This is a genomic window from Streptomyces sp. NBC_00510, from assembly GCA_036013505.1.
Taxonomy (GTDB): domain Bacteria; phylum Actinomycetota; class Actinomycetes; order Streptomycetales; family Streptomycetaceae; genus Actinacidiphila.
On the sequence record CP107851.1, the window covers coordinates 1537012 to 1563317 of the forward strand.

Below are 26306 nucleotides of genomic sequence, written 5' to 3' on the forward strand. Positions count from 1 at the left end.
AAGGGGTGACGGGGTGGGCCGTGCCGGCCACGGGGATGCGGCGGCACGGCCCGGATCGGGTGCCGGTCAGCGGCGGCCGCCCCAGGACTTGACGTCCACGACCTGGCGGTGGTCGTTGCGCAGGGTCGCGACGTCGCGGCGGTCCCAGACGGAGTTGCGGCGGTCCTGGAAGACGTCGCGCCGGCCGTCGCGGCCGAAGCCGGTGTGGACGCGCACCTTCGAGTGCCCGGCGAGCCACACGTTGTTGAAGCGGTAGCGGTTGCCGTCCCGGTCCGACAGGCTCCAGCCGCGCAGGTTGACCGAGCCGCGGCCCGTGTTCACCACTTCGATCCATTCGTCACCGCCGCGGCCACCGCGGCCGTGGCCGTGGCCGTCACGGGTGTTGACGTCACCGATCACCACCCGGGACCAGCCGTGGTCGCGGCTCTCCGCAGCGCCGGCCGGCAGGGCGGCGGCGGCCACGACCGCTCCGGAGGCGAGGACGGTGGCGATGACGCGACGGGTGATACGAGCAGACATGATGCCCCCTCAACAAAGGTGCGGTCCCGGTCCTTTCGGGCCGTTCCCGCGGTGCGGATGCTTCGGCGGTTGCCGATGACCCAACTCTGACCCAGCGGCGACGCGCACAACCGGAACAATCGCTTCGCGTTACAGAATGCGGACATATCCGTAACTGTTAGCTGTAAGCGACATCTGTCAATCTCGACTGAAATATCGACTACCTGCGCGATGCACCCACCCGGCGGGCACCGTCGCCCGGGCTTTTCCGTGTCACCCACACGAGTGCCATGATCGCCGGGCGAACCCCGGCAGCCGGAGGAAGGCCTCCGTAACGGAGAATCGCGCCATGACGACACGCGACACGGACCACGGGGGCGGCCCGGGACACGACCACGGCTACCTGCTGGACAACCGCCGGGCCGAGGCGGGGACACGTTTCGACGCCTTCGCCGAGCTCTTCGACCCCGTGACGTTCCGGCACGTCGACGCGCTCGGCATCGGGGCGGGGATGCGCTGCTGGGAGGTGGGTGCCGGCGGCGCCTCGGTGCCCCTCGGACTGGCCGCACGGGTCGGCCCCGGCGGTGCCGTGGTCGCCACCGACATCGACGTGTCGTGGACCCGGGACGCCGCGGGCGGTGTGGTCGAGGTGCTGCGGCACGACGTCGCCGCCGACCCCGCGCCGCCGGGCGGGTTCGACCTCGTCCACGCCCGGCTGGTGCTGGTGCACGTCACCGACCGGGCGGAGGCGCTGCGGCGCATGACCGGCGCGCTCCGCCCGGGCGGCCTGCTGCTGCTGGAGGACGCCGATCCCGGGCTGCAGCCGCTGCTCTGCCCGGACGAGTCCGGACCCGAGCAGCGGCTCGCCAACCGCCTGCGCTCCGGCTTCCGCACGCTGATGGCCGGGCGCGGCGCCGACCTGGCCTACGGGCGGACGCTGCCGCGGCTGCTGCGGCAGGCCGGTCTCGAGGAGGTCGGGGCCGACGCGTACTTCCCGATCACGTCACCGGCGTGCGCGGTCCTGGAGGCGGCCACGGTGCGGCACATCAGGGACGGGCTCGTGGCGGCCGGGCTGGCCACCGACGAGGAGGTCGACCGCCATCTGGCGAACGTCGCCACCGGCACGCTCGACCTGGCGACGGCGCCCATGGTCTCCGCCTGGGGTCGCCGGCCGCTCAGCGCGGCGGGCTCCAGTCCGGATCCCGGCCGGTGAGTCCGACCAGCCGGTCCAGCGCCGGCGCGGAGTCCGGGACCGGTACCGGCCGGCCGAAGGGCCCCGAGCGGTCGCCGGAGGCCGTCCCGAAGCCGGTGAGCAGGGCGATCGCGGCCTCCACGGCGGACTTGTCGGGGCGGTGGTCGAGCCCCGTCGCGCGGGCCAGGTCCCAGCCGTGGACCAGCAGCTCGTTCAGGGCGAAACGGCCCGCGGCGTCCGCGGGCAGGGTGATGCCGCCGGCCCTCGTCTCGCCCTCCCAGGCCCCGGGGTCCCTCCAGGCGTCGGACACCTCCGTCAGCAGGACGGGCAGCAGGTCGCGCCAGGCGGGCGGGAGCTCGGGGACCGCCGCGCCGGGGTCGCCGTCCGTGGTGGGGCCGAAGTCCTTGCGGGCGGCGTCGCGGAAGGCCGCACAGAGCCCGGCGATGTGCCCGATGAGGTGCGCCACGGTGTAGTCGGGACACGGCGTGGGCGCGTCGAGGTGCTTGTCGCCGATCCGCTCCAGCAGTGCGCTCACGTCCCGGGCGGCCGGGTGGAGGTCGGGATGATGCGTCATGGGGTTCCCCCGGGGGTCGGTTGTCGTCACCGGTGAGGACCGGTGCGGCGCCGGGAACTCATCGCGGGCACGACGACAGCCCTGTTCCGGTCGCGTCCCGGCAGGTCACGGCGGTGAGGCACGCACCGCGTGCCTCAGATCTTGACGGCGGGCAGTATTGGTCTGTGGGAATCCTTGGGTGTGCCAGGGCCGGGTGGGCGTGACGGGTGGACATGCGCGGCACGCTGTTCGCCGACGCCCCTGACGGTCTCCCCCGGTCCAGAGGCGCCGCCTTCGCCGTCGTCGACGCACGGGGCACCGTGACGAACTGGACCCCCGGCGCAGAGCGGCTGCTCGGCTGGACGGCCGCCGAGGCCCGCGGGCCGGTGTCCCGGCTGCTGTGGTCACGCCCCGACGGCGCCCGCGTCGCGGGCATCATGAGCACGGAGCACTCGGTCTTCCTGGGCCCCCTGCTGCTGCGGCACCGGGACGGCGAGCCGGTCGGGGTGGTGCTGTGGGGACATCCCCTCGCGCAGGACCGCTGGCTGCTGCAGGCGGAGAACGCCGAGGCGGTGCGGCAGGACGACCTGCTCGGCGCGCTGCTGCGCGGCCTGTTCACCGAGTCGCCGTTCATCATCGACGTCTTCGACACGGACCTGCGCTTCCTGGCCCGCAACGACTCCCAGATCCGCGCGACGGGCTTCCCCGAGGACTTCGTCGGGTGCACCATGCGCGAGGTGGCGCCGCCCGGGCTGCTGGACCCTGACGCCTTCGAGGCGCGCCAGCGGCTGGTGCTCAGCTCGGGCCGGGCGATGATCGGCAGCGAGGTGCGCGGCCGCGACCCCCGCGACCCGGACCGGGACACGGTCTGGTCGGAGACGATCCTGCCCCTGCGCGGCGCCGATGGTGACGTGGTGGCCCTGGCGCACATGGTCTTCGACCTCACCACGGAGGCCCGGGCCCGGGAACGGCTCGACCTGGTCAACGAGGCCAGCGCGCGGATCGGCAGCACCCTGGACGTGCTGCACACGGCGCAGGAGCTGACGGACGTGGCCGTGCCGCGGTTCGCCGACTTCTCCTACGTCAACCTGGTGGACTCGGTGCTGGGTGGTGAGGAGCCGCTGCCCGGGCCGGTCGCCGACACGGTGCCCCTGCGCCGCGCCGCGGCGACGATGGTCCCCGGCGGCCCGGCGCGGACCGTGGTGGCGCCGGGTGACGTGGACGGCTTCGCGTCCCTGCCCGGCACCCCGGCCGCACGGGCCCTGGCCACCGGCAAGCCCGTCCTGCTCACGGGCGAGGAACTGCTGGTCGAGTTGGAGGCCGCCGATCCCGCCCGGGCGGAGCTGATCCAGGGTTTCGCCGTCCGGTCCTGGCTCCTGGTGCCGATGTTCGCGCGCGGGGCGGCGCTGGGCGTGGTGCTCTTCATCCGGTTCACCCGGGCACACTCGTTCGAGGCGGACGACGTCATGCTCGCGCAGGAATTCGTCGCGCGCGCAGCGGTCTGCATCGACAACGCGAGCCGCTACACCCGCGAACGGGCCACGGCGCTGGCGCTGCAGCGGAACCTCCTGCCGCAGCGGCTGCCGGCGCTGGCGACCGTGGACGCCGCCTCGCGCCACCTGTCACGGGGCGGCCACGCCGGGCCCGGCGGCATCTGGTTCGACGTCATCCCGCTCTCCAGCGCGCGTACCGCCCTGGTCATCGGCGAGGCGGGCGGGCACGGGCTGCACTCGGCGGTGTCCATGGGCCGGCTGCGGACGGCCGTGCGGACGCTGGCGGACCTGGACATGGCCCCGGAGGAGCTGCTCACGCACCTGAGCGACCAGGTCAAGCGGTTCCACGAGGAACAGGGCGGGCCCACCCCCGGCGTCTCCGCCCCGACGTGCCTCTACACGATCTTCGACCCGATCACCATGCGTTCCGCCGTGGCGAGCGCCGGGCACGCGATGCCGGCGCGGGTGAGCCCGGACGGCGAGGTGTCGGTGGCCGGGGCCCCGACGACGCCCGCGCTGGGCACCGGCGGCGTGCCCTTCGAATGTTCGGAGGTGGCCCATGCCGACGGTGATCTCCTCGCCCTCTACACCGAGGGGCTGCTCGCCCCGGCGTCCGGGGACGGGGCGGTGCTCCGGCTCGGCGAGGCGCTGGCCGGGGCCGGTCCCGGGAGCGGGCCCGGCGAGATCGCCGACGAGGCACTGCGCCGGCTCGTGCCGGGCGGGCATCCCGGGGAGGACGTGGCGCTCCTGGTGGCACGGCTGCACCGTCTGCCGCCGGACCGCTACGCCACCTGGGACCTGGCGGGCGCGCCGGAGTCGGTCGGGCGGGCGCGCGGGCTGGTGACCGGGAAACTGGCCGAGTGGGACCTCGCGGAACTGGAGTTCACCACCGAGCTGCTGGTCAGCGAGCTCGTCACGAACGCGATCCGCTACGGCTCGCCGCCAGTGCGGCTGCGGCTGATCCGCGACCGCCGGCTGATCTGCGAGGTCGGCGACGGCAGCAGCACCTCCCCGCACGTCCGGCGCGCCCTGGAGACGGACGAGGGCGGACGCGGGCTCTACCTGGTCTCGCAGCTCGCCTCCCTGTGGGGCACGCGCTACCACGCCCGCGGCAAGACCATCTGGGCCGAGCAGCCGCTGCCCGCACCGGGCGGGGCCGACGACGGCTGACCGGACCCGGCCCCGGCAGGGCCCCACCCGCCGAACTTCCCGATTCTGCAACATCGGGCCGGTTCGCCGTCGATGGCGTTGACACCGTCACGACCGAACTCCCACCCTGGTGAATACGTGAGCGACATTTCTACTGAAAAGGGACTAATTATGGCGATAGGCAGGGAGAAACGCAGCCGAATCCGGCACCTCGTCGGAGCGTCGTGCGCGGCCGCGCTGCTCGCCGGAACGGTGGGCGTGGCGAGCGCCCAGGCGGCGCCTCAGACGACGAAAGCCACGACGGAGGCCTCACGCATGGCGCCCAGCGAGGACTGCACGAGCTACCACAACGACAGCGACGGCAACCCCGTCTGGGAGCCGCCTGGCTGCACCCCGCCATGAGTTGAGCCGGCCCACCCGCACGTTCGCTAGAACGTGATCACCGACACCGAACCGGAGGTCGCGTCGGCCACGTAGACGCGGCGCTCGTCCGGCGACACCGCCACCCCCTCCGGGCTGGAGCCCACCGCGATCGCGCCGCCCACCGTGCGGTTCTCCGCGGTGTCGATCACCGACACCGAACCGGAACCCCCGTCGGCCACGTAGACGTGCCGCCCGTCCAGGGACATCGCCATCCCCGCGGGGCTGGAGCCGACGGGGATGGGATCGCCGACCGTACGGTTCCTCGCGGCGTCGATCACCGACACCGAACCCGATCCCCCGTTGGCCACATACACCCGGCTCCCGTCCGGCGACACCGCCACCCCCTCCGGGCGGCGGCCGACGAGGACGGGATCACCCACCGTGCGGTTCTGCGCGGTGTCGATGACGGACACCGAGGCCGAGGTCCTGTTGCGGCCGAAGCTGGTCACGTAGACCTTGCTCCCGTCGGGGGACACCGCCACCCCCCGCGGGAAGCGGCTGACGGGGATGGGATCGCCCACGGTGCGGTTCAGCTCGGTGTCGATCACCGACACCGAACCGGACGTCCCGTTGGCCACGTACACCCGGCTCCCGTCCGGCGACACCGCCAGCCCCTCCGGGCTGGAGCCCACGGAAATCGCGTCGCCCACCGTGCGGTTGCTCGTCGTGTCGATGACCGAGACCGAACCCGCGTAGTTGTTGGTCACGTAGACCTTGCGCCCGTCCGGTGAGACCGCCACCCCCTTCGGGAAGCGGCCCACGGGGATGGGATCGCCCACGGTGCGGTTCAGCTCGGTGTCGATCATCGACACCGACCCCGAGCTGTAGTTGGCCACGTAGCCCCGGCCCCCGTCCGGGGACATCGCCACTCCGTGCGGGGAGTCGCCGACCTTGATCGACTGCACGGATGTCGGCGTGGCGTGCCCAGGGCCCGGGGAAGGGGATTGCGCCAGGTAGATGCCGCCGCCCACCAAGGCCAGCGCCACCAGCACCACCGCGGCGACGAGCCCGGCCCGCCGGCGCCGCGGCCGGGGCGGACCGGACCGCGGTGGGCCCTCGCCGGCCTTCGGCGGCAGCGGCCCCGGGGGCGGGCCGGGCCCTTCGCGTTCCTCCGGCCCGGCCGGCGGCGGGAGTTCGGCCGACGGCGGGAGTTCGGTCGTCGGGGCGGCCGCCGACTGGGGCTGCGGCGGCTTCGGTGCGGGGGGCCGCTCGGGCGGTGGGGTCTCCGCGGGGGCCGCCGGCTCCCCCGCAGGGGCCGGGTGGAGGTGGTACGGCTGGGCGGCGACGGCGGAGAGCCGCCGGGCCGCCTCCTCCGCGCCCATCCGGTCCGCGGGGTCCTTGGCGAGCAGTCCCACGAGGACGGGTGTCAGCCGGGTCTCCCGGCGTGGCGGGGCGGGCGGCTCGAAGAGCAGGGCGCTGAGGGTGGTGAGGGCGGTCTCGCGGTCGAAGGGCCCGGTGCCCTCCAGCGCGTAGTACAGGGTGGCGCCGAGCGAGAACAGGTCGCCCGCCGCGGTGGGCGGCCGGTTGTTGGCCCGCTCCGGGGCCATGAAGCGCGGGGTGCCGAGGATCTCCAGGGTCGCCGTGAGGCGCGTCTCGCCCGAGCTGGGCTCCAGGGCGATGCCGTAGTCGGTGAGCATCACCCGGCCGCCGCCCTCGGTGGGGTAGGAGGGCTGCGAGCCGGGATGGGTCAGCAGGATGTTGGCCGGTTTGACGTCACGGTGCAGGATGCCCAGCCGGTGGCCCTCCAGGAGCGCGTCGAGCACGGCCAGCCCGATCCGGGCGACCTCCGCGGGCGGCAGCGGCCCCCGCTCGCGCACCACCGCCTCCAGGTCCATGGCGCCGGGGACGAACTCCATGACGATCCACGGGAGGCCGTCCTCCTCCACGATGTCGTGGACGGTGACGACGTGGGGGTGGTTCCGCAGCCGGGCGGCGTGCCGGGCCTCGCCGCGGGCCCGGGCGATGCGGGAGCTCACCTCGCGTTCGGGGACACCGGGCGGCAGGACGATCTCCTTGACCGCGACCTCGCAGGCCAGCTCCTGGTCGTAGGCGAGCCACACCCGTCCCATGCCGCCGACGCCGAGCCGGCGCAGAAGCCGGTAGCGACCGGTGACCACGCGCCCGACGTCCTCGTGCGCTCCTGTCATGGCACTTCCTCGGCGAGCGGTGAAAAGCCCCTCCTCCACGTATCGCATATCGCCTGAAGTGCAGCAAATCGCCGAAAAAGTGCGTCACGCGTGTGCCTTCCCGAGACCGGACGCTCAGCCGGCCTGGGCCCTTTGCACACCGCCGGACACGACGGGGACGGGCAGCTCGGTGACGGGCGCGGCGCTGGAGGTGCTGCGCAGCAGGAGCAGCGCGGCGTCGTCGTGCAGCTTGCCCCCGACGTGGTCCAGCAGGTCGTCGTGGAGCGCGGCCAGGGTGCGCGCGGGGTCGTCGGTGAGGTGGCGCGTGACGCGCTCGTCCAGGGGGTAGAAGCGGCGGCCGCGGTCGCGGGCCTCGATGACGCCGTCGGTGTACAGCAGCAGCTGGTCGCCCTCGGAGAAGGGCAGCACCTGGAGCACCGGCTCCTCCCCGGCGAGGGCGCGCAGCCCCAGCGGCGGGACGTGGCCGGAGGACTCGACGGCGAGGACGTCGCCCCCGCGCAGCAGCAGCGGATGGGCGTGGCCGCAGTTGACGACCTCCATGCGGCCCGGGCGGGGGTGCCCGACGACGACGGCGGTGACGAAGTCGTCCGAGCCGAGGTTGCGGGCCAGGCTGCGCTCGATGCGGTCGACGACGTCGAGCAGGTCGGGCTCGTCGTAGGCGGCCTCGCGGAACACGCCCAGCACCAGGGCGGCGGTGCTCACCGCCGGCAGCCCCTTGCCGCGGACGTCGCCCACGATCAGCCGCACCCCGTACGGGGTGGGCACCAGGGCGTACAGGTCGCCGCCGATCCGGGCCTCCGCCGCAGCGGCGCTGTAGCGCACGGCCACCTGGAAGGGGCCGACGGTCTCCGGCACGGGCAGCAGCAGCGCGTGCTGTGCCGCCTCGGCGACCGACCGGACGGCCGCGAGCACCCGCTCACGGCGCCCCCGGACCGCGGCTCCCAGCCCGCTCGCCAGGGTGACCGCGGTCAGCGCGCCCACCACGATGGCCAGCTTGTCGCCGTGCGTGCCCTTGTAGGCGCCGAGGACCGCGGCCAGCGCCACCGCGAGCACGCCCACCCGCAGGACGCGCCACGGGCCCCCTATGGCGGCGGCGAGCGCCGGCCCGACGGCGAGCAGAGGCAGCCAGTCGGGACCGCTGCCGCTGACGAAGGCGACGAGGGCCACCCCGCAGATGATCGCAAAGGGCGCTCCCGTGGCGATGTGCCAGGTCGGCCGGCCGCCATGCCGCTGGTCCGGGGCTTGACTCATGTTCGTCCGCAATCCCTGCCTGTGCGAGGCGTCACACCGCCGATGTCCGTTTCCACCAGTTAATGGGTGTATGCACCCCGACCACAAGGGCGGGGATTTCAGATAGTGAGCGACAGACCCCGGGTCACCCGGCTCGCCGTGGAGAGCAGCTTGGCGCGCACGTCTTCGAGTGCGGCGACCCGGTCCGCGCGCAGCGACACACCGAGCGAGCCCAGCGTGCTGCCGCTGTAGACGGGCACCGCGACGCAGACCGTCCCCAGGGCGTACTCCTCCAGGTCCGTGACGGCGGGAGGGGCGGGGGCGCTCTCCAGGCACCGCAGCAGCTCCGCGCGGTGGGTGATCGTGCGCGGGGTCAGATCGGCCAGCGGGTGACGGGAGAGGTAGTCGTTGCGGGCCTCCTCGTCCAGCTCGCGCAGCACGCACTTGCCGAGCGCGGTGGCGTGCCCCGCCTCCTCGAAGCCCACCCAGAGGTCGACCCGCGGGGTCCGGGGGCCGTCGACGATGTCCGCCACCCGGATCTCGCCGTCCTCGTAGAAGGTCAGGTAGGCGGCGGCCGACAGGTCGTCGCGCAGCGCGGCCAGCGCCGGCCGGATCCGGCTGAGCGGCATCTGCGGGCGGCTCGCGGCGTGCAGGGCCTCGAGTTTCTCGCCGAGGGCGAATCCGCCGTCGTCGAGCTTGCGCACGTAGCCGTCGTGGGTGAGGGTCCGCAGCAGGTGGTACGCAGTGGCGAGCGGCAGTCCGGTCTCGCGCGCCAGCTGTTTCGCCGGCACGCCGCCCTCGTGTGCGCCCACCGCTTCCAGCAGGCGGAAGGCCCGCTGGACGGACGTGATGAGCGTCGGCCCGCCCTGAGCAGCCATGTTCCCAGCCTGCGCCCGCCGCCCGGCCACGGCAAGCGACGGGTGGGCGCCCGCCGCCGTACGTCTCGTACCGCTTTGCGCGGATGCCTGCGTCACCGCGTGCGGCTGTGCCAGAGTGACGGCACGGCGGTGCTCACCCAGGGGGAACGGTGCCGATGGACCTCATCGTCACGACGCAGGCGCGGGACGCCGAGGACGAGCTGCGCTCGTTCCACACCTGGCTGCTGGACGACTCCTATGTGCGGCGCAACGCCAAGGTCGCCCTCCAGGGGCGCGGGCCCGCGGTAGGCCGCATCGGCGGCGTCGGCGTCGGCGTCGGCGTCGGCGTCGGTGGCACCCTGGAAGGCATCCGGATCGCCCTCGACCGGGGCTTCCGGCTGGCCAACCTCGCCCTGGCCTGGCTCGCCTGGCGCGCGGCCCGCTCCTCGGCCCCCGAGATGACCTTCGAGCACGACGGCGTCACGGTCACCCTCTCCGGGCAGGACGTCGAGACGGCGACCCGCGTCCTCGAGGCACTGCGCCCCACCGACCGGTGAGCCGGCCCAGGTCGGCTGGACCTGACCGCCGAGGTGCGCAAGGCCGTCGGCAAGGACGAGGGGGACACCGTCACCGTGCGCCTGGGGGAACGGCTGGACCGCTGAGGGATGTTCACGCCAGGGCGCGCACGGTGGCGGCCAGGGACCGCCAGGCCAGGTCGGAGTCGGGCGTGGCGCGGTGCGGGGAGCGGAAGTCACCGAGGAACGAGGCGACGTCCTCCAGTCGCCAGCGCAGCCCGTACAGAGCGAGGGCGTCCGGGTCGGGGCGGCGGCCGGCCACGTCCTGGTAGCGGTCGAGGTCCTCGGGTCCGGTGACGACCAGCCACAGGTCGCGCTCGGGCGGGGCGAGGCCGACGGTGTCCCAGTCGACGAGCGCGTGCCCCGCTTCCCGCCGCAGCAGGTTGCCGGGGTGCGGCTCGCCGTGGGTGACGACGTGTTCCCCTCCCGCGCGTTCGAGCGCGGCGGCGCGCCGGTCGAACTCCCCGAGCCGCTGCCGGAGCGCCGCGGCGTGCTCGCTCGTCAGGGCCCTCGCCCGCTCGCCGTACGGGCCCCCGTGCCAGGGGTCGCGCAAGCCGGCGAGCGCCGCTTCCAGGGCGCCGCGCCCGGGGAGCGCGAGTCGTGGGCGCGGGATGGGGGCCGGGGGTGGTGTCCGGTGGAGCACGGCGAGGGTGTCCAGCAGGGCACCGCGTCCGCACGCGTCGAGACGGTCGCCGAAGTGGCCGGCGACGCCGTCCACGTAGGGGAAGACGCTGACCCCGTACCGCGCGCCGATCCTGCGTACCGTGCCGCCCCCGGCGGCGGGCAGCGGGGCGACCACGAAGTCCCGGCCCGCGCGTTCCCGCAGGGCGAGTGCGGTGTCCATGGCCCGGCTCAGTCCCTCGAAGGCGGACTCGGCGTCCGCCCCGCAGTGCTGCTTGTGCGTCAGGTCGGCGACGGTGACGAACCAGCGCCGGCCGCGGGCGTCGGCCGCCGTCCAGTGGTGGTCGCCGAAGCCGACGGGCTCGTAGGTCCACGACGCGACGTCGATCCCCCACGCGCGCAGCGCCCCGCCCAGCTCCTCCTCGCCGACTCCCTCGGGCCGTTGCCTCATGCGGCGACCCTACGGAGCGGCTCCCGCCGGAGTCCAGGGCGGGGCGGCGGCAGGGGGAAAGCGCATGCGGCATAGAGTGCTGATCATCCGTCCCCCCGGAAGGACCGACGTACATGTACGACGCACTTCTCGCCGAGACCGTGACCGTCACCGGTCACGGCGGCGACCGCATCGAGGCGTACTCCGCCCGCCCCATGGCCCCCGGTCCGTACGGCGGCGTCGTGGTGATCCACCACATGCCCGGCTACGACGACCCGACCAAGGAGATCACCCGGCGGTTCGCGGCGGAGGGCTTCGCCGCCGTCTGCCCGAACCTCTACAGCCGTGAGGCGCCCGGCGCTTCGCCGGACGACGCGGCCGCGGCGGCGCGCGCCCGAGGCGGCGTGCCCGACGAGCGGTTCCTGGGGGACGCCGCCGGCGCCGCCGAGTACCTGAGGGGCCTGCCGTCCTCCAACGGCAAGGTCGGCGTGATCGGTTACTGCTCCGGTGGCCGTCAGGCGTTCCTCGCCCTGGCCTCGCTGGACGTGCAGGCGGGCGTCGACTGCTACGGGGCCTTCGTCGCCGGCACGCCGCCCGAGGGCTTCCCGCTCCAGGTCGAGCCGATCGTGCACCTGACGAAGGACCTGCGCGGCCCGCTGCTCGGGCTGTTCGGCGCGGAGGACAGCTACCCCTCCCCCGAGCACGTCGCCGAACTGGAGGCGGAGCTCAAGGCGCAGGGCAAGCCGTACGCGTTCCACACCTACGAGAACGCCGGCCACGCCTTCTTCGCCGTGAACCGGCCGAGCTACCGCAACGAGGCGGCGGTCGACGGCTGGTCGAAGGTCCTGGCCTTCTTCAAGGAGCACCTCTGATGTGCACGTACCTCACCGAGAAGATCCGCATCGACGGCAGCGGCAAGGGCGCCCAGGGCTACTTCGGGCTGACCGAGGCCATGGTCTACGTCGACCACCCGCAGCACGCGCCGTACGAGCACACCGTCAACATCGACTTCCTCAACCCGGCCCTGGGGCCTTCGGCGCGGGTCGCCGTCGAGCTCACCGAGGAGGCGGCGCTGGCGCTGGTCGACGCGATCCGCTCCGCGCTGGCGGCGGCCCCGCCGGGGCTGGCCTCCTCCGGGCAGGCCGCACCGGCGGCGCGCTGACGGCGCGGGCCGTCACCCCGGCACCGTGACCTGGACCAGGGCGTGCGTGCCGCTGGTGCGCCACGCGGTGCCGGCGGCGTCCAGCCTGGCCACGGTCTCGGGGGCGAGCCCCGCGACGGTGTCGGACTTCAGCGTGCGCAGGGTGGCGACCGGCCCCGGGAAGTAGGCGGTGACGTCCGCGAACGGCACCGTCGGGGGCCAGAGCCGGTCGTCCACCAGGCGCCGGTAGTTGAGGTCGCCCTTCATCACCGTCAGCCGCGCGGCCGCGAAGCGTTCCCGCAGGTCGCCCGGCATGTCGCGGTAGCCGAGCGGCGCGCAGGCGAAAGGGTGCGCGGCCAGGGTGAGCCGCCCTTCGCGCAGGGCCGCCAGCAGGCGCCCGCCGATGCGGGCGGGCTCGCCGGGGGCGGCGGTCATCCGGCGCAGGCAGGACAGGACGTCCTGGGTGGTGGCGTCGGAGACGTAGTACGGGCGCGGTTTGACCAGCAGGTGGACCTCGTCGGCGCGTCCGCTCGCGAGAAGGCCGTCGACGAGGGCGAGGTCGGCCAGGACCTCGCGGGCGCTGTTGTCGGTGACCACGACGACCGTGCCGCCGTCCAGCAGGGACCACAGCCGCTCCGACTCGTCGGCGACGAGGGTGCCGGACGCCTCGGGGCCGGCCGCGTCGGCCACCATGGTGAAGCCGAGGTCCGCCTGGTTGCCCCACACGGCGGCCGCGAGCAGCGCGTGTTCCCGCTCGGCGGGGGCGAGCCCGGGCAGCCCGTCCAGGGCGGCGAGGTCGGCGGCGAAGCCGGGACCGTCCAGCTCGGCGTCCTTGAACGGCGCGAACAGGTCCACGCCGTGCCACGCCCCGGCGGCGAGGTATCCGGCAGGGTCGAGCAGCCGGCGGTAGAAGTACGACTCCGACCACAGGAAAGGCAGTTCGGGCCACGGCCGCCCGAAACGGCCCTCGCCCCACTCCTCCCACGCCGCCAGGTCCGGCGCGTCCCGCGGCAGCGGGGCGACCGTGCCGGACCGCGACTCCTCCAGCAGCGCCGCGAAGGCCCGGTGGCGCTCCGGGCCGTACGGGACGGCCTCCAGGATGCGCCGGACCAGCACCGGGTGCCGCTCCTGGAAGACGCTGCGGGCGAAGGACCCGGGCTCGTCACAGGTGATCGGCGGCGCCTGCGGAAGCGCGGGGCCGGGGGTGTTGTCCGGGTGTGGGTGTCCACCCATGCGTCGTCGTCCTCCAGCGGTCGGGGGCGGGGCAGCGGTCGCGGGCATTCTCACAGGAAGCGGCGGGGAAGTGGCGGCGCCCGGGCCGTGCGCGGGCGCACGGTACGCGGAGTTCCCCTCGGGCGGGGCTTCGGGCACGCTGTCCGCGGCGGGACGGCCGGGAGCGACGGGGAGGGCTCATGACAGGGGCGCAGGCCATGGGGGCCGGGGGCGACGAGATGCCGGTGACGGCCGTGCTGAGGGAGGTGGGGCCACGGGCGGCGGAGGTCGTCGCCGTACTGGGCGGGCTGACCGGTCTGGGCACGGAGCACTGCCGGGCCCTCATCCGCGGGACCCCTCTCGTCGTGCTGCGGAACGCGCCGAAGGAGGACGCCGAGTCGGCCGTCGCCGCGCTGCGCGCCGCCGGGGCCACCGCCGAGGTCGGGGGTCCCGAGCGGACGCCGGACCTCGACCGGGCCCTCACCCGGGGACGGGAGCGGCCGCTGCCGCCGGAGGTGGCGCGTCTGCTGCGCGAGGTGGGGGCTCCGTCGCGGCTCGCGGCCCATCTGCGGCTGGTGCACGACGTGGCAGGTGAACTCGTCGACTGGGTCCGGCAATACAGCCCCGCCCTGGTCGTCGACCGTGAGGCCGTGCTCTTCGGCGCGGCCACCCACGACATCGGCAAGGCACTGCACGTCGCCGAGTTGTCCGGGCCGGGCAGCGCCCACGAGACGGCGGGCCGTGCGCTGCTGCGGGCGCAGGGCGTCCCACCGCGCCTGGCGCGCTTCGCGGCCACCCACGGTTCGTGGACGGACGCGGCCGTCACCTTGGAGGACCTGCTGGTGAGCGTGGCCGACAAGGTCTGGAAGGGCGAACGCGTCACGGAGCTTGAGGACCTGGTCGTCGACCGGCTGGCCGCGGCGACCGGCGCCGAACGCTGGGAGGTGTTCCTGGCGCTGGACGGGCTCCTCGGCGACATCGCCGCCGACGCCGACCGCCGGCTGGCCTTCCAGGCGTCGTTCCCCGCGGTCCGGGAGACTGGGGGGCGCGCAGCCCGGGGGCCGGAGCCGGGCAGCGGGTGAGAACCTCTCCCGGTCCCGGCCGCCACCGTGGACACCGCGTGGACACGGTCAGCGCAGGTGCCGCACGAAGAAGTCGGCTGCCTCCCTGCCGACCCGGAAGCGGACGTCCGGGTCTGCGGGCTCCGGCGCGAAGAAGTCGTCATGGCGGACGTCGGGGCCGGCGCAGCGGACGCTCGCCGTGGGGACGTGTTCCGCGTACGGCCTGGTGTCGACGTCGTACGGGTTGACCGTGTCGGCACCGCCCCAGCGGATCCCCACCGGCACCCGCACGGCCGCCAGGCTCCGCGGGGTCACGAAACCCCCGACGCCCGGGGCCACTTGGAAGACCGCCCGCACCCGCGCGTCCGACAGGTCCGCCCCGGCTCCGTCGATCGCGCCCCGCGCCGACGGGTCGTCCGGGTACTTCTTCCGGTGCGCCTCGAGCACACCGGGGAACTCGGGGATGTCCGGCACCGGTACGGCCCCCGACAGCACGGCCCGCAGGACGTCCGGGTCGAGGCGCGCCCCGGCGAGCGCCACCGCCGTGTGGGCGCCCACGGAGAAGCCCGCCGCGCCGACCGGGCCCAAAGGCTGTTCCCGGGCGAGCGCGTCGAGGGCGAAGGAGACGTCCCGTGGCCGCTCCCACACGTGGAGGAAGCCCTCCGGCTCGTAGCCGTCGACGAAGTTGTTGCCGTGGTGGTCCAGGGCCAGCACCCGGAAACCCGCCTCGCGCAGCGGACCTGCCAGCCACTCCATGGCGCCGCCCGAACCTCCGGTGCCGTGCGACACGACGACCAACGGGGCGGACACGGCCGGGGGTTGCACCGGCTCCCACAGGTAGAGCCGGACGGGGCGCGGACGAGCCGGCTCCCGCCAGTCCCGGCGGGACTCGTCGTACAGGACGCGTATCTGCGGCTGCTCCGGCCTGAAGATCGTCATGACGCCATCGTAGGAAACGCGACGGCCGGCGGGGCCGCGGCAGGACGGGGAAGCCGTTCCCCTCGCCGACCGCCGTACGCGCGCTTCAGCAGTCGATCTCGCCCGGAACCACTCGGTGCGCACGCTCGGGAGTCCGCGGAACCGGGCTCCCCTCAGGTGCACCGTCGGCTATCGAGATCGACAGCCCCTCGGTCAGCCATCTGTGAGCCACCGTCATGTTCAGCACCCGTCCGCCGGTGACGGTGCCGACCAGGCCCCAATAGCGTTCCAGGCGGGGGTCGAAGCCGGACGACCTCGACACCAGCCCGTGCAGGTATGCGCGGAAGGCGGGGGTGTCCGACTCCCGGCGGGCTCGCGCGTGGGCGGACACGAAGGCGTTCACCGCATCCCCGGCGCCGGGCGACAGGCCCTGGGCCAAAGCGGCGGCCGTCGCAGCGGCGGCATCGTCGATCTCCCCGTAGAAGGCCGGGCCGTCCCTCATCTCTTCGTCGTGGTCCTGGGTCCAGCGGGTGAAACTGGGGGTGGAGATGAGCAGATGAAGCTCGGCGTAGGCCAGGACCGTAGCGGGATCGGGGTCCTGCGGCGGGTCGGGGCAGAGCATGGCGATCATGATGTCGAGCCGGCGCTTGGGCATGGCCGCGGACAGCTCGCGATACCAGTGGTCGGTGAGGGTGCGATGCGCCTGCGGGAGCCGCTGCACGCGGGAGAGGATCTCCAGACGCCGGAGCCGTTCCTCGCCCGGGGCCTCGTCCAGGGACTTGAGTGTGGCCTGGCGCCACCGCAGTTCGGCCAGTCGTTCCTGCACCGCTTCGAGCTCGGTCGCCACCAGTTCGCCTAGGGAGCGCTCACCGGTGACCACCTGCGTGATGGTCGCGATCGGAGTGTCCAGCGCCCGTAAGCGTCTGATGAGACGGATCCGTTCCCACGCCTCAGGACCGTAGCGCCGATGACCACCGGTGCTACGGGCGGCCACGGGCAGCAGACCGCTGTCGGAGTAGTAGCGGAGGGTCTTCACCGGGACCCCCGTTCCGGCCGCGAGTTCACCGATGCTCCACGTGTCTTGCGTCACAGGCTCTTGAACCTCCAGCGCGCGGGAGGTCCTAGCGTACTGATCACCGGCCACGTCGGTCCGCACCGCTTTCCCCACCGCCCAGGCCTCGTTCGGGCCTGACCGGCCTCGTGCGGCCTCGTGCGGCGATCCCGTCCGATCCCGTCCGACCAAGAAGGGTGGATACGCATGTCCCCGACCACGACAGCACCGGGTCCGTACCGAAGAGACAGGCTCCGTGCGGTGCTCTTCCCCTTGCTCTGCGCGGCGGCACTACTCGCGGGCACCGCCGTGCCGGCGACCGGCGCACCACCCGGTTCCCCGCACTCCGCGAGGCAGAGCGGTGCCGTCGTACGGACCGACCACGGCCTGGTACGCGGGGTGTCACACGGCTCGCACACCACCTTCGACGGCATCCCCTACGCCGCACCGCCGACCGGACCGCTGCGCTGGCGCGCCCCGGTGCCCGCCGCCGCGTGGCAGGGCGTCCGGGATGCGACGACGGCGGCTCAGCCCTGTGTGCAGATGCCGGCACCAGGTGCGGGCGCGGTCCTCGGGTCGGAGGACTGCCTCTACCTCAACGTCACCATGCCGACGCCGAAGCCGGCCGGGCAGAGGCGGCCCGTGCTGATGTGGTTGCACGGCGGTGCGTTCCTGGGCGGTTCCGGCAGTGACTACAGCACGGGACAACTGGCGGTCCGGGGTGACACGGTCGTCGTGACGGTCAACTACCGGCTGGGGATCTTCGGTTACTTCGGCCACCCCGGGCTGGGCTCCGCCCCGCCGTTCGGCCTGGCGGACCAGCAGGCCGCCCTGCGCTGGGTGCGGGCGAACGCGGAGCGCTTCGGCGGTGATCCGGGCAATGTCACGCTCTTCGGTGAGTCCGCGGGCGCCCTCAGCATCTGTGCGCACCTCACCTCGCCGGCGGCCGCCGGACTCTTCCAGCGGGCCGTGCTCCAGAGCGGTTCCTGCCACATGTCCTTTCCACGCGGCGCTCTCGGACCCGGCACACCGGCGTACGAGCCGTTCGCCTCACAGCGCGAGGTCCAGACGGCCGGTGCGGAAGCCGCCCGGCAACTGGGCTGCACAGCGGGCGGCGGAGAGGAGGTGCTGGCGTGCCTGCGCGGGCAGAGCACGGATCGCCTGGCCACCGCGCAATTGATGCAGTCCTTCAACCGGCCCGCCTTCGGCAATCCGCTGCTGCCCGTGGCGCCGGACCGGGCGTTGGCGTCCGGACGCTTCCACCGCGTGCCGGTCGTCCAGGGCACCAACCACGATGAGATGCGGATGTTCGTCGGCCTGTCGCTCGCCGCGTTCCCGATCCGCACCGAGAACGACTACCGCGCCCGTCTGGTGGACGCCTTCGGGCCCGCGGCCCCCGCGATCGAGGCACGGTATCCGGCGGCACGACACCCCACGCCCGCACTGGCCTGGGCCGCGGTGCTGACCGATCGATCCCTCACGTGCACCACACTGGCAGCCGGCCGGGCCATCGCCGCTCGTGCCCCCGGCCTCCCCCTCTACGGCTACGAGTTCAGCGATCCGGACGCTCCAGTCCTCGCCGGTCTGCCGGCGGACCCGGACTTCCCCTACGGTGCGGCGCACGGCTTCGAGATGCCGTTCCTGTTCTCCTCCTTCCCCACCGAGCGACCGCTGACCGACGCCCAGCGCGCCCTGTCCGACCGGATGGTCGACTACTGGACGAACTTCGCGCGCACCGGCAACCCGAACACCCCCGGCGCCCCTCTCTGGCCTGCCCTGCGCCCTTCGTCACCTCTCGCGCGGTCGGTGCAGTCGTTGGCTCCCGGACCAGGCGGAATCCACCCCGTCGACGCGTACTCCGCCCACCACTGCTCGTTCTGGGACCGCCTGCCTCAGTGAGCCTCCGCGCGATCGGCTCCGGATCGTTCTACGGATCGGGCGGCATCGGCCGCGCCACACCGGGTACGCGACGCAGCACGGCAATGTCCGTGGCACCCCCGAACGCTTCCTCCGGAAGGAGTCGAAACGATGGGCTGGTGGCGAAGCGCCGCTTGCGCAGACGAGGATCCGGAACTGTTCTTCCCGGTCAGCTCCTCAGGCCCGGGTGCGGGGCAGGAAGCCCGCGCCAAAGCGGTCTGCGAGAGGTGCCCGGTGGTCGGCGACTGCCTGGAGTGGGCGCTCAGTACCGGGCAGTCTCCCGGCATCTGGGGCGGTACGTCCGAGGAGGAGCGCCGCGCGCTGCGCCGCCGCGCCGCCCGCAGCGGGTGAACGGTCCCGGTCCCCTGCCCCGATCCCGTCCCCCCTGTGGGCCCACCCGCGGGCGGCACCCGCCCTGACCCCGGACACCCCTGCAGGCGCGTCCGGGGGCTCGCGCGGCCGTGGGACGCGGCGGCGCCGGGTCAGCGGCGCCGGCCGCGGCGGCGCCGGGCGCCCGCGCGGCGGGCCGGACCCGGCAGGCGGACCGCCACGAACAGGGTGACCAGCCACGTCACCACGAAGGCGCACACGACCGCGAGCAGGGTCGTGACGGTCGCGGCGATCAGCAGCCCGAAACACACGATCGCCAGCAGCGCCAGCAGCAGGGCGCGTGGCCTCCGCAACAGGTCGGCCGGGCCCGGGCCCGTTCGTGGGCCCGGCTCCGGGTCCACGCGCATCGTGCGCAACTGACGTTCCAGTACGTCGTCGTCGCGCAACAGGTCCTCGATCTCCGCCAGCGCACGCCGTTCGCGCTCCGTGAGCCCCGAACCCTCCATCACCGCCCCCTCCACCACCCGCCCATGCCTGTTCCTTACCCCGAATGGCGGAAGGGATGAGGGGTACTCGGTCGCGGAGTCGCAGAATGTCCCGGTGTCGTGACGGAGGGATCCCGATCATGTTGATGGCCCATCCCGTGGTTCTGCACATGCTGGTCGAGCAGTACGAGACGCTGCGGGCGGCGAGCGCCGACGACGGCGGGCCCGCGGCGCGCAGCCGGGTGGAGGACGTGGCGCACACGCTGTGCGTCGCCACGGGGACCACGGACGTGGAGGCCGCGCTGGCCGCCGCCCGAGGCAGGCTGCCGGGGGCACGGCCGGCGGACGGTCGGGGCCATGGTTCCTGAGGCCGGGCCGCGTGAGCGGCGGGCTCCCGGGTACGCGCCCCTCAGCGGAAACGGCCCGAACCGGGAGGAACGCATGACGACGAACGCCACGCCCCCCAACGATCCGGTGCCCCCGAACCCCACCCCGTCGCCCGGCCCCCTGGGACCGGAGCCGGGTCCGGCGCCCGGGCCCGTGCCGCCGCCGGTCGGCCCGGACCCGCTGCCGCCCACGCCCGCGCCGCCCGGGCCGGACCCCGTGCCCCCGGACCCCACGCCGCCGGGCCCCGGGCCCGAACCCGGGCCGCTCCCGCCGCCGGGCCCCAGCCCGCAGCCCGCGACGTGAGGGGAGCCGCCCGCGCCCGCGAAGGAGGCGCCGGCGGCGTGCACTTCGGCTTCCGCGCCGTGCCGACCGGGGACCACCCGCCGGAGCGGTCGGACTCCGAGGGTGTCATCGCCGCCGGGGAGTACGGCGGCGGCACGGTCATCGCCTGGGACGAGGGCGGCTACCGGCCGCTCACCGACGGCCCGTTCGCGCAGGCGCTGGAGCACGGTCACGCCTCGTTCCGGCTGGACGGCTCCAAGCTGTACGGCGGTTGCCCCCTCACCCGTCCCCGGGGCGGCCCTGATCGCATGGGGTGCTCAACAACCCTGACACCATGGATTGACATGTCCGCCTCACGCCTCGACGCTTGAGAGCGCTCTCAGCACCTTTTCGCCCCTCGTGGCGTCCCTCCGCCCCCACACAAGGAGGAAGCGCGTGCACATCCGACGCAAGCCCCTCGCGGCCCTGCCGGCCGCGCTGCTGATGACGGTCGGCCTCGCCGTCCTCGGCACCACGTCCCCCCGCGCCGAGGCCGCCGTCCCCGCCACCATCCCGCTGACGATCACCAACAACTCGGGCCGCAACGAGCCCGTGTACCTCTACGACCTGGGCACCGAGCTCGCCACCGGCCGCCAGGGCTGGGCCGACGCCAACGGCACCTTCCACCCCTGGCCGGCCGGGGGCAACCCGCCGACCCCGGCGCCCGACGCCTCGATCGCCGGCCCCGCCAACGGCAGGTCCGTCACCATCCGGCTCCCCAGGTTCTCCGGCCGTGTCTACTTCTCCTACGGCCGGAAGCTGGACTTCCGGCTGACCACCGGGGGCTTGGTGCAGCCCGCGGTGCAGAACCCGTCCGACCCCAACCGGGACATCCTCTTCAACTGGTCCGAGTACACCCTCAACGACTCCGGGCTGTGGATCAACAGCACGCAGGTGGACATGTTCTCCGCCCCGTACGCGGTCGGCCTCCAGCGCGCCGACGGCAGCAGCACCACCACCGGGCACCTCGTGCGGGGCGGCTGGAACGGCTTCTTCGCCGCCCTGCGGGGCCGGACGGGCGGCTGGGCGAACCTCGTCCAGACCCGCGCCGACGGCACCGTGCTCCGCGCCCTCTCCCCCGGCCACGGGATCGAGACGGGCGCGCTCCCGCGCACCGTGATGGACGACTACGTCAACCGCGTCTGGCAGAAGTACTCCACCGCGACGCTCACGGTGACCCCCTTCGGCGACCGGCCCGGTACGAAGTACTACGGACGGGTCTCCGGCGACGTCATGAACTTCACCGACGCCTCCGGGACCGTCGTCACCTCGTTCCAGAAGCCCGACGCGGACAGCGTCCTCGGCTGCCACAAGCTGCTGGACGCACCGAACGACCTCGTGCGCGGCCCGATTTCGCGCACGCTGTGCGCCGGCTTCAACCGCACCACCCTGCTCACCAACCCCGCCCAGCCGGACACGAGCGCGGCCGGCTTCTACCAGGACTCCGTGACGAACCAGTACGCCCGAGAGATCCACGGGCGGATGGCCGACGGCAAGGCGTACGCCTTCGCCTTCGACGACGTGGGCAACCACGAGTCGCTGGTCAACGACGCCAACCCGCAACAGGCGTCCCTCACGCTGGACCCGCTTGACTAGTCCTCCGGCGACCCGGGGCCGGGCCGACCGGGCTGGATTGTCGGTGGCCCGGCCTAGGGTGGGGACGACACAGGCACCGTGACGAGAGACTGGAAGTCCCCATGACGACCCTTTCCGACCGTCCGAACACCGCGCTGCTCGTCATCGACGTGCAGAACGGGGTGGTGGCCGGCTCCCACAACCGGGACGACGTCATCGCCAACATCAACACCCTGCTCGGCAAGGCGCGGGCCGAGGACGTGCCCGTGATCTGGGTGCAGCACTCGGACGAAGGCCTGCAGAAGGGCAGCGAGAGCTGGCAGTACGTGCCGGAGCTCGTGCGCGAGGAGCCGGAGCCGCTGATCCACAAGCGCTACGGGGACTCCTTCGAGGACACCGAGCTGGAGGCGGTGCTCGCCGACCGCGGCGTGGGCCGGCTCGTCGTCACGGGTGCCCAGACCGACGCCTGCGTCCGCTCGACCCTGCACGGCGGGCTCGTCCGGGGCTACGACGTCACGCTCGTCGGCGACGCGCACACCACGGAGGACCTCAGCGCCTACGGGGCGCCGGCCCCGGAGTCGGTGATCGCGCACACCAACCTCTACTGGAAGCACCAGAGCGCCCCCGGGCGCCGCGGCGGCACCGTCGACACCGCGGACGTCTCCTTCGCCGCGGCCGAGACGGGCTGAGCCCTCCGGGCCGACGACCCGTGGGTCCCCGGCGGCGACCGCCCGTCTGGGCTCACGGCGCGGTCCGGTAGTGGTAAGCGCACAGCTCGCTGAAGCCTGCCCGGTCGTAGAGCCGTGCGGCGGGGGCGTTGTCGCGTTCCACCTGCAGGTACATGCCGTCCGCGCCCTGCCCGGCGGCCCAGTGCGCGAGTGCGGCGAGGACGGCGCGGGCCGCGCCCTTGCCGCGGGCGCCGGGGAGGGTGGCCATGCCGAACAGGCCCGCCCAGCCGGTGTCGGCGACGGCGCGGCCCACCGCGACGACCTCGCCGCCGATCGTGGCGCACGCGTAGGCCGAGGGCCGTTCCACGCGGTGCAGAAGGTCCCTTTCGGAGCCGGAGCCGCCGTGCACACCGTGCACCGCGCGCCACACGCCGAACCAGCCGTCCGTGGGGCGGTCCTCCAGCCGGACCGGCGGGGCGGCGCCCGCCACGGCCTGCTCGCGTACCCGGGCGGTCCGCGCCGTGCGCAAGGACATCGGGCTCCCGGGGCGGTAGCCGCGCTCTTCCAGGAAGGCGTCGAGTCCGGGCGGGCAGGCCCCCGGGCTGATCTGGAACCGGGCGGTGGCATCGCGGGCGGCGTAGAACTCCTCGGCCGCGGCGACCCGGTGGGCCAACCGGCCGGTCCCGTCGGCCCCGTGGGGCAGGACCGTGCCCACCCACCAGGAGCAGCCGGGGGCGTGCCGCAGCCACCACCCCTCGGTGACCTCGACGTACGCGGCCGGAAGCGCGCGGGCCGCCCGCTCCTGCAGAGCGCGCAGGGTGTCCGGACCGCCCACGGTGGACGGCGACGAAGCCGGCACGCTCACCCTCCCGGTCCGCGGGGCTCGGTCCCCCCGCAGATCAAGGCCCATCAGCGGGCGCCGTGTCCCGCGGGGACCGCCGCGGCGTGGATCGGTCCCGTCGTGCCGCTGAGCGGGGACCCGGAGCCGCCGCGCCTTCCGGCGATGATCTCGGCGGCGATGGAAACTGCCGTCTCCTGAGGGGTGAGGGCGCCGATGTCGAGGCCGATCGGCGAGCTTAGGCGGGCGAGTTCGGCGTCGGTCAGGCCCGCGTGCCGGAGGCGTTCGAGGCGGTCATCGTGCGTGCGCCGGGAACCCATCGCCCCGACGAAACCCAGGAACGGGAGGCGGAGGGCCACCTCCAGCAGCGGCACGTCGAACTTCGGGTCGTGGGTGAGGACGGCCACCATCGTACGGGCGTCGACGCGGCCCGCCGCGGACTCCGCGGCGAGGTAGCGGTGCGGCCATTCGACGACGACCTCGTGGGCGTCGGGGAAGCGGGCCGCGGTGGTGAACACGGGGCGCGCGTCGCAGACCGTGACGCGGTGGCCGAGGAGCGCGCCCTGGCGGGCGAGGGCGGCGGCGAAGTCGGTGGCGCCGAAGACCAGCAGGCGGGGCGGCGGCGCGTAGGAGCGGACGAAGACCCGCCGTTCGCCGTAGCGGCGCTGCGCGCTCGTGCCGCGGGCCAGCAGGGCGCGGGCGTCCCCGGCGACGGCGTCGTCGAGGACGGCGGAGCCGAGACCGCCCGAGCGGGCCCCGGGGCGCACCACCATGCGGGTCCCGGCACCCGGACCGGCGACCACCGTGGCCACCGCGACCGCCCGGCCCGCCGCCATGTCGTCGAGGACGGCGGGCAGTTCGGGGAAGGTCGCCGGGGAGACCGGCTCGACGAAGACGTCGATGGTACCGCCGCAGGTGAGGCCGACGGCGAAGGCGTCGTCGTCGCTGATCCCGTACTGCTGCAGCTGCGGCGTCATCGTACGGACGACCTCCCGCGCCACCTCGTACACGGCGGCCTCGACGCATCCGCCGGACACGCTCCCGGCGACGTCGCCCTCGGCGGACACGGCCATCGCCGCGCCCGGGGGACGGGGCGCGCTGCGGTAGGCGCCGACGACTGTGGCGAGTCCGATCGTGCGTCCCGCCGCGTACCAGGCCCGGAGCGGGCCCGCGAGCTCTCGCACCGCGGGCCTCAGACGAGCCAGACGATGAGCAGGACGAGCACGACGACCGCGACGGCGGCCGGGATCGCCCGCTTGAGCACGGCGCCCCTGGCGACGCCCATGAGGTCGATCGGCTCGGGTTCCGCCGTGGGCCGCGCCGGGCCGGGTGCCGGCTCGCGCGCGGGTGCCGGGTCTTCGGCGTCGCCTTGCGAGCCCCCCTCCGCGGCCCCTTCCCGTTCCGCCTCGGTGCTCTCCGCAGCCGGAGGCGTCGAGGGCACCGGTGCCGTGGTCGACGGCTCGGTACCGTCCCCGCCGCCACCTCCGCCCCCGCCCACCGCGGCGGGCTCGGGGACGCGCTCCTCGGCCAGTTGCCGCTCCAGGGCCTCCACGAACTGGCCCAGCAGCTTCCTGCTGACCTCTTCGATCATGCCCTTGCCGAACTGCGCGATCTTCCCGGTGACCGTCAGCCGGGTCTCCACCGTCACCATCGTCGCCTCGCCCTCGGGAACCAGCCGCGCGGTGATGCGCGCGTCGGCGTTGCCCTGGCCCCGGGCGTCACGGCCGCGCGCCCGCAGCACCGCGGTCCGGCTCGCGGCGTCCTGCTCCTCGAAGGCGGCGGTGCCCTTGTACTGGACGGTCACCGGGCCGACCTTCACCTTCACGAGGCCGTTGTACGTGTCGCCGTCCCGCCCGGTGAGCTGGGCGCCCGGCATGCACGGTGCGATCCGCTCGACGTCGGTGAGCAGGGCCCAGGCCTGGTCCGGCGGCAGGCTCACTCGGAACTCGTTGGTGAAGTCCATCGAGGGCAGACCTCTCTTCCGGTCGTGGCGTCATCGGCGGTCCCGGACGGTGCCCACACCTTGGGCCCGCCGTCGCGGGCCGTCAACGCGCAGTTCAGCGTTCGCTTAAGACGCCGATCCCGGGGCCGCCCGAGGAACCCGCACGCCCGGGCCTCAGCTCCAGAGCGTGACGTGGACGGGCGGCCGGAACTCCGTGAGCGGGACGCCGTTGGAGCGGGCGAGCAGGGCCTGCGTGGCGGCGGGGGTGGTGACGAACCGGCACAGGGCGGCGGCGACCGCGGAGCGGCGGTCGGAGGCGAGGGTGCTCGCGTACAGCATCCCGTTGATCGGCATGCCGAGGACGTCGAGGACGACGAGGTGCGAGCGCCGCAACTCCTCGCGCACGACGTGGAGCAGGGCCAGCGTCACCCCGTCGCCCGCGGCGACGGCGTTGAGCGAGGCGGTCACGCTCGGGAAGGCGGTGGCCTTGGCGGGGTCGACGCCGATGCGGGCGAGGAAGGCACCGGCGAGGGTGTCGGGGTCCATGCCGGCGGGGCCGAAGAGCCAGGGCTCGCGACCGAGCCGCCCGGGGGCGATACGGGAGTGCTGCCGCAACGGGTGACCGGGCGCCGCGACGACGACCAGCTGGAAGCGGAGGAAGGGCACGGACTCGATCGCCGGGTGCGGGGCCGGCGCGGGCCCGATCGTGACGTCGGCCCTGCGGTCCCTGAGCAGTTCGCCGAAGACGCCGACGGGGACCGCCAGCGTGTCGGCGTCCAGGTCGGGCTGGCGCCGTCCGAACGACGCGAGAAGGGCGGGCAGCACCTGCTCGGCACCGGTCTCGGTGGACGCCACGCGCAGTTGGACGGTGCCGGCGCTGGCCTGCCGTACGCGGTGGCGGGTCTCCTCCGCCAGGCCGACGATCTCGGCGGCTCCCGCGGCCAGGCGCTGTCCGCCCGGGGTGAGGCTGATGCCGCCGCCCGCGCGGATGAAGAGGACGTCGCCCAGTTCGCGGCGGAGCGCCGCGACGGCCCCGGACACCGCGGGCTCGGTGACGCCCAGCGACTCGGCGGCAGCCTTGACCGATCCCAGTCGGGCCACGGCGACGAAGGCCCTCAACTGCGTGAGCGTCATGGGGACATTACATCTGTTCGAGCGTCAACTGTCTCAGTCCGTATTAACCATTCTCTTCAGTTGCCGTTGACCGACCCCGCCCGCGGCGCGAGTGTTCCCCCCACATGCACTCCGCATCGCGACCCACACCGTCCACCGTCCGGGCAGGGAAGGAGGGT

The 26306-nt window shown here is 74.1% G+C and carries 26 protein-coding genes and 2 pseudogenes; 14 read left to right on the forward strand and 14 right to left on the reverse strand.

Features of this window, described 5'->3' with window-relative positions:
• Positions 1 to 66 precede the first annotated feature (66 nt).
• A complete protein-coding gene (locus tag OG937_06780) occupies positions 67 to 519 on the reverse strand; it encodes a lamin tail domain-containing protein (GenBank protein ID WUD71417.1) in 453 nt (150 codons plus the stop codon).
• Positions 520 to 847: 328 nt separating this feature from the next.
• On the opposite strand from OG937_06780, the gene OG937_06785 reads away from it, so the two are divergent.
• Positions 848 to 1711: a methyltransferase domain-containing protein gene (locus tag OG937_06785; protein WUD71418.1), complete on the forward strand. Its 864-nt coding sequence runs from the start codon at positions 848 to 850 to the stop codon at positions 1709 to 1711.
• On the opposite strand, the gene OG937_06790 is transcribed toward OG937_06785, so the two are convergent.
• Positions 1674 to 2264, reverse strand: coding sequence for a TIGR03086 family metal-binding protein (locus tag OG937_06790; protein WUD71419.1), 591 nt, complete (start codon positions 2262 to 2264; stop codon positions 1674 to 1676). The two genes, OG937_06785 and OG937_06790, sit on opposite strands and share 38 nt — an antisense overlap.
• 212 nt (positions 2265 to 2476) lie before the next feature.
• Between OG937_06790 and OG937_06795 the strand changes: the two genes are divergently transcribed.
• A complete protein-coding gene (locus OG937_06795; protein WUD71420.1) occupies positions 2477 to 4906 on the forward strand; it encodes a SpoIIE family protein phosphatase in 2430 nt (809 codons plus the stop codon).
• Between the two features lie 407 nt (positions 4907 to 5313).
• Here OG937_06795 and OG937_06800 read toward each other — a convergent pair whose 3' ends face one another.
• The 3 genes from OG937_06800 to OG937_06810 form a co-directional block, all read right to left on the reverse strand.
• The gene (locus OG937_06800; GenBank protein WUD71421.1) at positions 5314 to 7455 is read right to left on the reverse strand and encodes a serine/threonine-protein kinase; all 2142 of its coding nucleotides are present in this window, start codon (positions 7453 to 7455) and stop codon (positions 5314 to 5316) included.
• 114 nt (positions 7456 to 7569) lie between these two features.
• The gene (locus tag OG937_06805) at positions 7570 to 8706 is read right to left on the reverse strand and encodes a serine/threonine-protein phosphatase (protein ID WUD71422.1); all 1137 of its coding nucleotides are present in this window, start codon (positions 8704 to 8706) and stop codon (positions 7570 to 7572) included.
• Between the two features lie 98 nt (positions 8707 to 8804).
• Positions 8805 to 9563, reverse strand: a complete 759-nt coding sequence (locus OG937_06810; protein WUD71423.1) for an IclR family transcriptional regulator — start codon at positions 9561 to 9563, stop codon at positions 8805 to 8807.
• A 155-nt stretch (positions 9564 to 9718) separates the two neighbouring features.
• Between OG937_06810 and OG937_06815 the strand changes: the two genes are divergently transcribed.
• Both OG937_06815 and OG937_06820 read left to right on the forward strand, forming a co-directional pair.
• Positions 9719 to 10099 (forward strand): hypothetical protein, encoded by a 381-nt coding sequence (locus tag OG937_06815; protein WUD71424.1) that lies wholly within the window; start codon positions 9719 to 9721, stop codon positions 10097 to 10099.
• Between the two features lie 21 nt (positions 10100 to 10120).
• Positions 10121 to 10204, forward strand: a complete 84-nt coding sequence (locus tag OG937_06820) for a DUF1905 domain-containing protein (protein ID WUD78651.1) — start codon at positions 10121 to 10123, stop codon at positions 10202 to 10204.
• Positions 10205 to 10211: 7 nt separating this feature from the next.
• Here the strand turns inward: OG937_06820 and OG937_06825 are convergent, their stop codons facing one another.
• A complete protein-coding gene (locus OG937_06825) occupies positions 10212 to 11189 on the reverse strand; it encodes an aminoglycoside phosphotransferase family protein (protein ID WUD71425.1) in 978 nt (325 codons plus the stop codon).
• A gap of 113 nt (positions 11190 to 11302) precedes the next feature.
• On the opposite strand from OG937_06825, the gene OG937_06830 reads away from it, so the two are divergent.
• On the forward strand, positions 11303 to 12040 hold the full coding sequence (locus tag OG937_06830) for a dienelactone hydrolase family protein (protein WUD71426.1): 738 nt from the start codon (positions 11303 to 11305) through the stop codon (positions 12038 to 12040).
• Positions 12040 to 12330 (forward strand): DUF6295 family protein, encoded by a 291-nt coding sequence (locus OG937_06835; protein WUD71427.1) that lies wholly within the window; start codon positions 12040 to 12042, stop codon positions 12328 to 12330. The genes OG937_06830 and OG937_06835 overlap by 1 nt, the downstream gene beginning before the upstream one ends.
• Before the next feature lie 12 nt (positions 12331 to 12342).
• Here the strand turns inward: OG937_06835 and OG937_06840 are convergent, their stop codons facing one another.
• Complete coding sequence (locus OG937_06840) at positions 12343 to 13542, reverse strand: damage-control phosphatase ARMT1 family protein (GenBank protein WUD71428.1); 1200 nt, start codon at positions 13540 to 13542, stop codon at positions 12343 to 12345.
• Between the two features lie 218 nt (positions 13543 to 13760).
• On the opposite strand from OG937_06840, the pseudogene OG937_06845 reads away from it, so the two are divergent.
• Positions 13761 to 13952: pseudogene (locus tag OG937_06845) on the forward strand (ribosomal protein L7/L12).
• 72 nt (positions 13953 to 14024) lie between these two features.
• Positions 14025 to 14603, forward strand: a complete 579-nt coding sequence (locus tag OG937_06850) for an HD domain-containing protein (protein WUD78652.1) — start codon at positions 14025 to 14027, stop codon at positions 14601 to 14603.
• 48 nt (positions 14604 to 14651) lie between these two features.
• Here the strand turns inward: OG937_06850 and OG937_06855 are convergent, their stop codons facing one another.
• Both OG937_06855 and OG937_06860 read right to left on the reverse strand, forming a co-directional pair.
• Positions 14652 to 15521 (reverse strand): alpha/beta hydrolase, encoded by an 870-nt coding sequence (locus OG937_06855; protein ID WUD71429.1) that lies wholly within the window; start codon positions 15519 to 15521, stop codon positions 14652 to 14654.
• An 85-nt stretch (positions 15522 to 15606) separates the two neighbouring features.
• Positions 15607 to 16590, reverse strand: a complete 984-nt coding sequence (locus OG937_06860) for a MerR family transcriptional regulator (GenBank protein ID WUD71430.1) — start codon at positions 16588 to 16590, stop codon at positions 15607 to 15609.
• A 222-nt stretch (positions 16591 to 16812) separates the two neighbouring features.
• Here OG937_06860 and OG937_06865 point away from each other — a divergent pair, with 222 nt between their 5' ends.
• Complete coding sequence (locus OG937_06865; protein ID WUD71431.1) at positions 16813 to 18450, forward strand: carboxylesterase family protein; 1638 nt, start codon at positions 16813 to 16815, stop codon at positions 18448 to 18450.
• Between the two features lie 129 nt (positions 18451 to 18579).
• Entirely contained in the window at positions 18580 to 18819 is a 240-nt protein-coding gene (locus OG937_06870; protein WUD71432.1) for a WhiB family transcriptional regulator, read from the forward strand.
• A 131-nt stretch (positions 18820 to 18950) separates the two neighbouring features.
• Here OG937_06870 and OG937_06875 read toward each other — a convergent pair whose 3' ends face one another.
• The gene (locus OG937_06875) at positions 18951 to 19304 is read right to left on the reverse strand and encodes a hypothetical protein (protein WUD71433.1); all 354 of its coding nucleotides are present in this window, start codon (positions 19302 to 19304) and stop codon (positions 18951 to 18953) included.
• A gap of 119 nt (positions 19305 to 19423) precedes the next feature.
• Here OG937_06875 and OG937_06880 point away from each other — a divergent pair, with 119 nt between their 5' ends.
• The 4 genes and pseudogenes from OG937_06880 (at position 19424) to OG937_06895 (ending at position 22255) form a co-directional block, all read left to right on the forward strand.
• Entirely contained in the window at positions 19424 to 19651 is a 228-nt protein-coding gene (locus OG937_06880; GenBank protein WUD71434.1) for a DUF5133 domain-containing protein, read from the forward strand.
• Between the two features lie 378 nt (positions 19652 to 20029).
• Positions 20030 to 20257: pseudogene (locus OG937_06885) on the forward strand (3'-phosphoesterase).
• Between the two features lie 178 nt (positions 20258 to 20435).
• A complete protein-coding gene (locus tag OG937_06890) occupies positions 20436 to 21587 on the forward strand; it encodes a glycoside hydrolase family 64 protein (GenBank protein ID WUD78653.1) in 1152 nt (383 codons plus the stop codon).
• A 101-nt stretch (positions 21588 to 21688) separates the two neighbouring features.
• Positions 21689 to 22255, forward strand: coding sequence for a cysteine hydrolase (locus OG937_06895; GenBank protein ID WUD71435.1), 567 nt, complete (start codon positions 21689 to 21691; stop codon positions 22253 to 22255).
• Between the two features lie 52 nt (positions 22256 to 22307).
• Here the strand turns inward: OG937_06895 and OG937_06900 are convergent, their stop codons facing one another.
• From OG937_06900 to OG937_06915, 4 genes are all read right to left on the reverse strand, one after another.
• Complete coding sequence (locus OG937_06900) at positions 22308 to 23093, reverse strand: GNAT family N-acetyltransferase (GenBank protein ID WUD71436.1); 786 nt, start codon at positions 23091 to 23093, stop codon at positions 22308 to 22310.
• Positions 23094 to 23143: 50 nt separating this feature from the next.
• Complete coding sequence (locus OG937_06905; protein WUD71437.1) at positions 23144 to 24256, reverse strand: XdhC family protein; 1113 nt, start codon at positions 24254 to 24256, stop codon at positions 23144 to 23146.
• 8 nt (positions 24257 to 24264) lie between these two features.
• A complete protein-coding gene (locus tag OG937_06910; GenBank protein WUD71438.1) occupies positions 24265 to 25035 on the reverse strand; it encodes an SRPBCC domain-containing protein in 771 nt (256 codons plus the stop codon).
• 153 nt (positions 25036 to 25188) lie between these two features.
• Positions 25189 to 26148 carry a LysR family transcriptional regulator gene (locus tag OG937_06915; protein WUD71439.1) on the reverse strand — a complete coding sequence of 320 codons (960 nt, stop codon included), beginning with the start codon at positions 26146 to 26148 and terminating at the stop codon, positions 25189 to 25191.
• Between the last annotated feature and the right edge of the window lie 158 nt (positions 26149 to 26306).

Coding starts and splice junctions, on each gene's coding strand:
- OG937_06785 (WUD71418.1), top strand. CDS start 848: ATGACGACACGCGACACGGACCACGGGGGCGGCCCGGGACACGACCAC.
- OG937_06835 (WUD71427.1), top strand. CDS start 12,040: ATGTGCACGTACCTCACCGAGAAGATCCGCATCGACGGCAGCGGCAAG.
- OG937_06870 (WUD71432.1), top strand. CDS start 18,580: ATGGGCTGGTGGCGAAGCGCCGCTTGCGCAGACGAGGATCCGGAACTG.
- OG937_06855 (WUD71429.1), bottom strand. CDS start 15,521: ATGACGATCTTCAGGCCGGAGCAGCCGCAGATACGCGTCCTGTACGAC.
- OG937_06915 (WUD71439.1), bottom strand. CDS start 26,148: ATGACGCTCACGCAGTTGAGGGCCTTCGTCGCCGTGGCCCGACTGGGA.
- OG937_06815 (WUD71424.1), top strand. CDS start 9,719: ATGGACCTCATCGTCACGACGCAGGCGCGGGACGCCGAGGACGAGCTG.
- OG937_06800 (WUD71421.1), bottom strand. CDS start 7,455: ATGACAGGAGCGCACGAGGACGTCGGGCGCGTGGTCACCGGTCGCTAC.
- OG937_06795 (WUD71420.1), top strand. CDS start 2,477: ATGCGCGGCACGCTGTTCGCCGACGCCCCTGACGGTCTCCCCCGGTCC.
- OG937_06890 (WUD78653.1), top strand. CDS start 20,436: ATGACGGTCGGCCTCGCCGTCCTCGGCACCACGTCCCCCCGCGCCGAG.
- OG937_06895 (WUD71435.1), top strand. CDS start 21,689: ATGACGACCCTTTCCGACCGTCCGAACACCGCGCTGCTCGTCATCGAC.
- OG937_06830 (WUD71426.1), top strand. CDS start 11,303: ATGTACGACGCACTTCTCGCCGAGACCGTGACCGTCACCGGTCACGGC.
- OG937_06875 (WUD71433.1), bottom strand. CDS start 19,304: ATGGAGGGTTCGGGGCTCACGGAGCGCGAACGGCGTGCGCTGGCGGAG.
- OG937_06790 (WUD71419.1), bottom strand. CDS start 2,264: ATGACGCATCATCCCGACCTCCACCCGGCCGCCCGGGACGTGAGCGCA.
- OG937_06810 (WUD71423.1), bottom strand. CDS start 9,563: ATGGCTGCTCAGGGCGGGCCGACGCTCATCACGTCCGTCCAGCGGGCC.
- OG937_06880 (WUD71434.1), top strand. CDS start 19,424: ATGTTGATGGCCCATCCCGTGGTTCTGCACATGCTGGTCGAGCAGTAC.
- OG937_06825 (WUD71425.1), bottom strand. CDS start 11,189: ATGAGGCAACGGCCCGAGGGAGTCGGCGAGGAGGAGCTGGGCGGGGCG.
- OG937_06780 (WUD71417.1), bottom strand. CDS start 519: ATGTCTGCTCGTATCACCCGTCGCGTCATCGCCACCGTCCTCGCCTCC.
- OG937_06840 (WUD71428.1), bottom strand. CDS start 13,542: ATGGGTGGACACCCACACCCGGACAACACCCCCGGCCCCGCGCTTCCG.
- OG937_06910 (WUD71438.1), bottom strand. CDS start 25,035: ATGGACTTCACCAACGAGTTCCGAGTGAGCCTGCCGCCGGACCAGGCC.
- OG937_06805 (WUD71422.1), bottom strand. CDS start 8,706: ATGAGTCAAGCCCCGGACCAGCGGCATGGCGGCCGGCCGACCTGGCAC.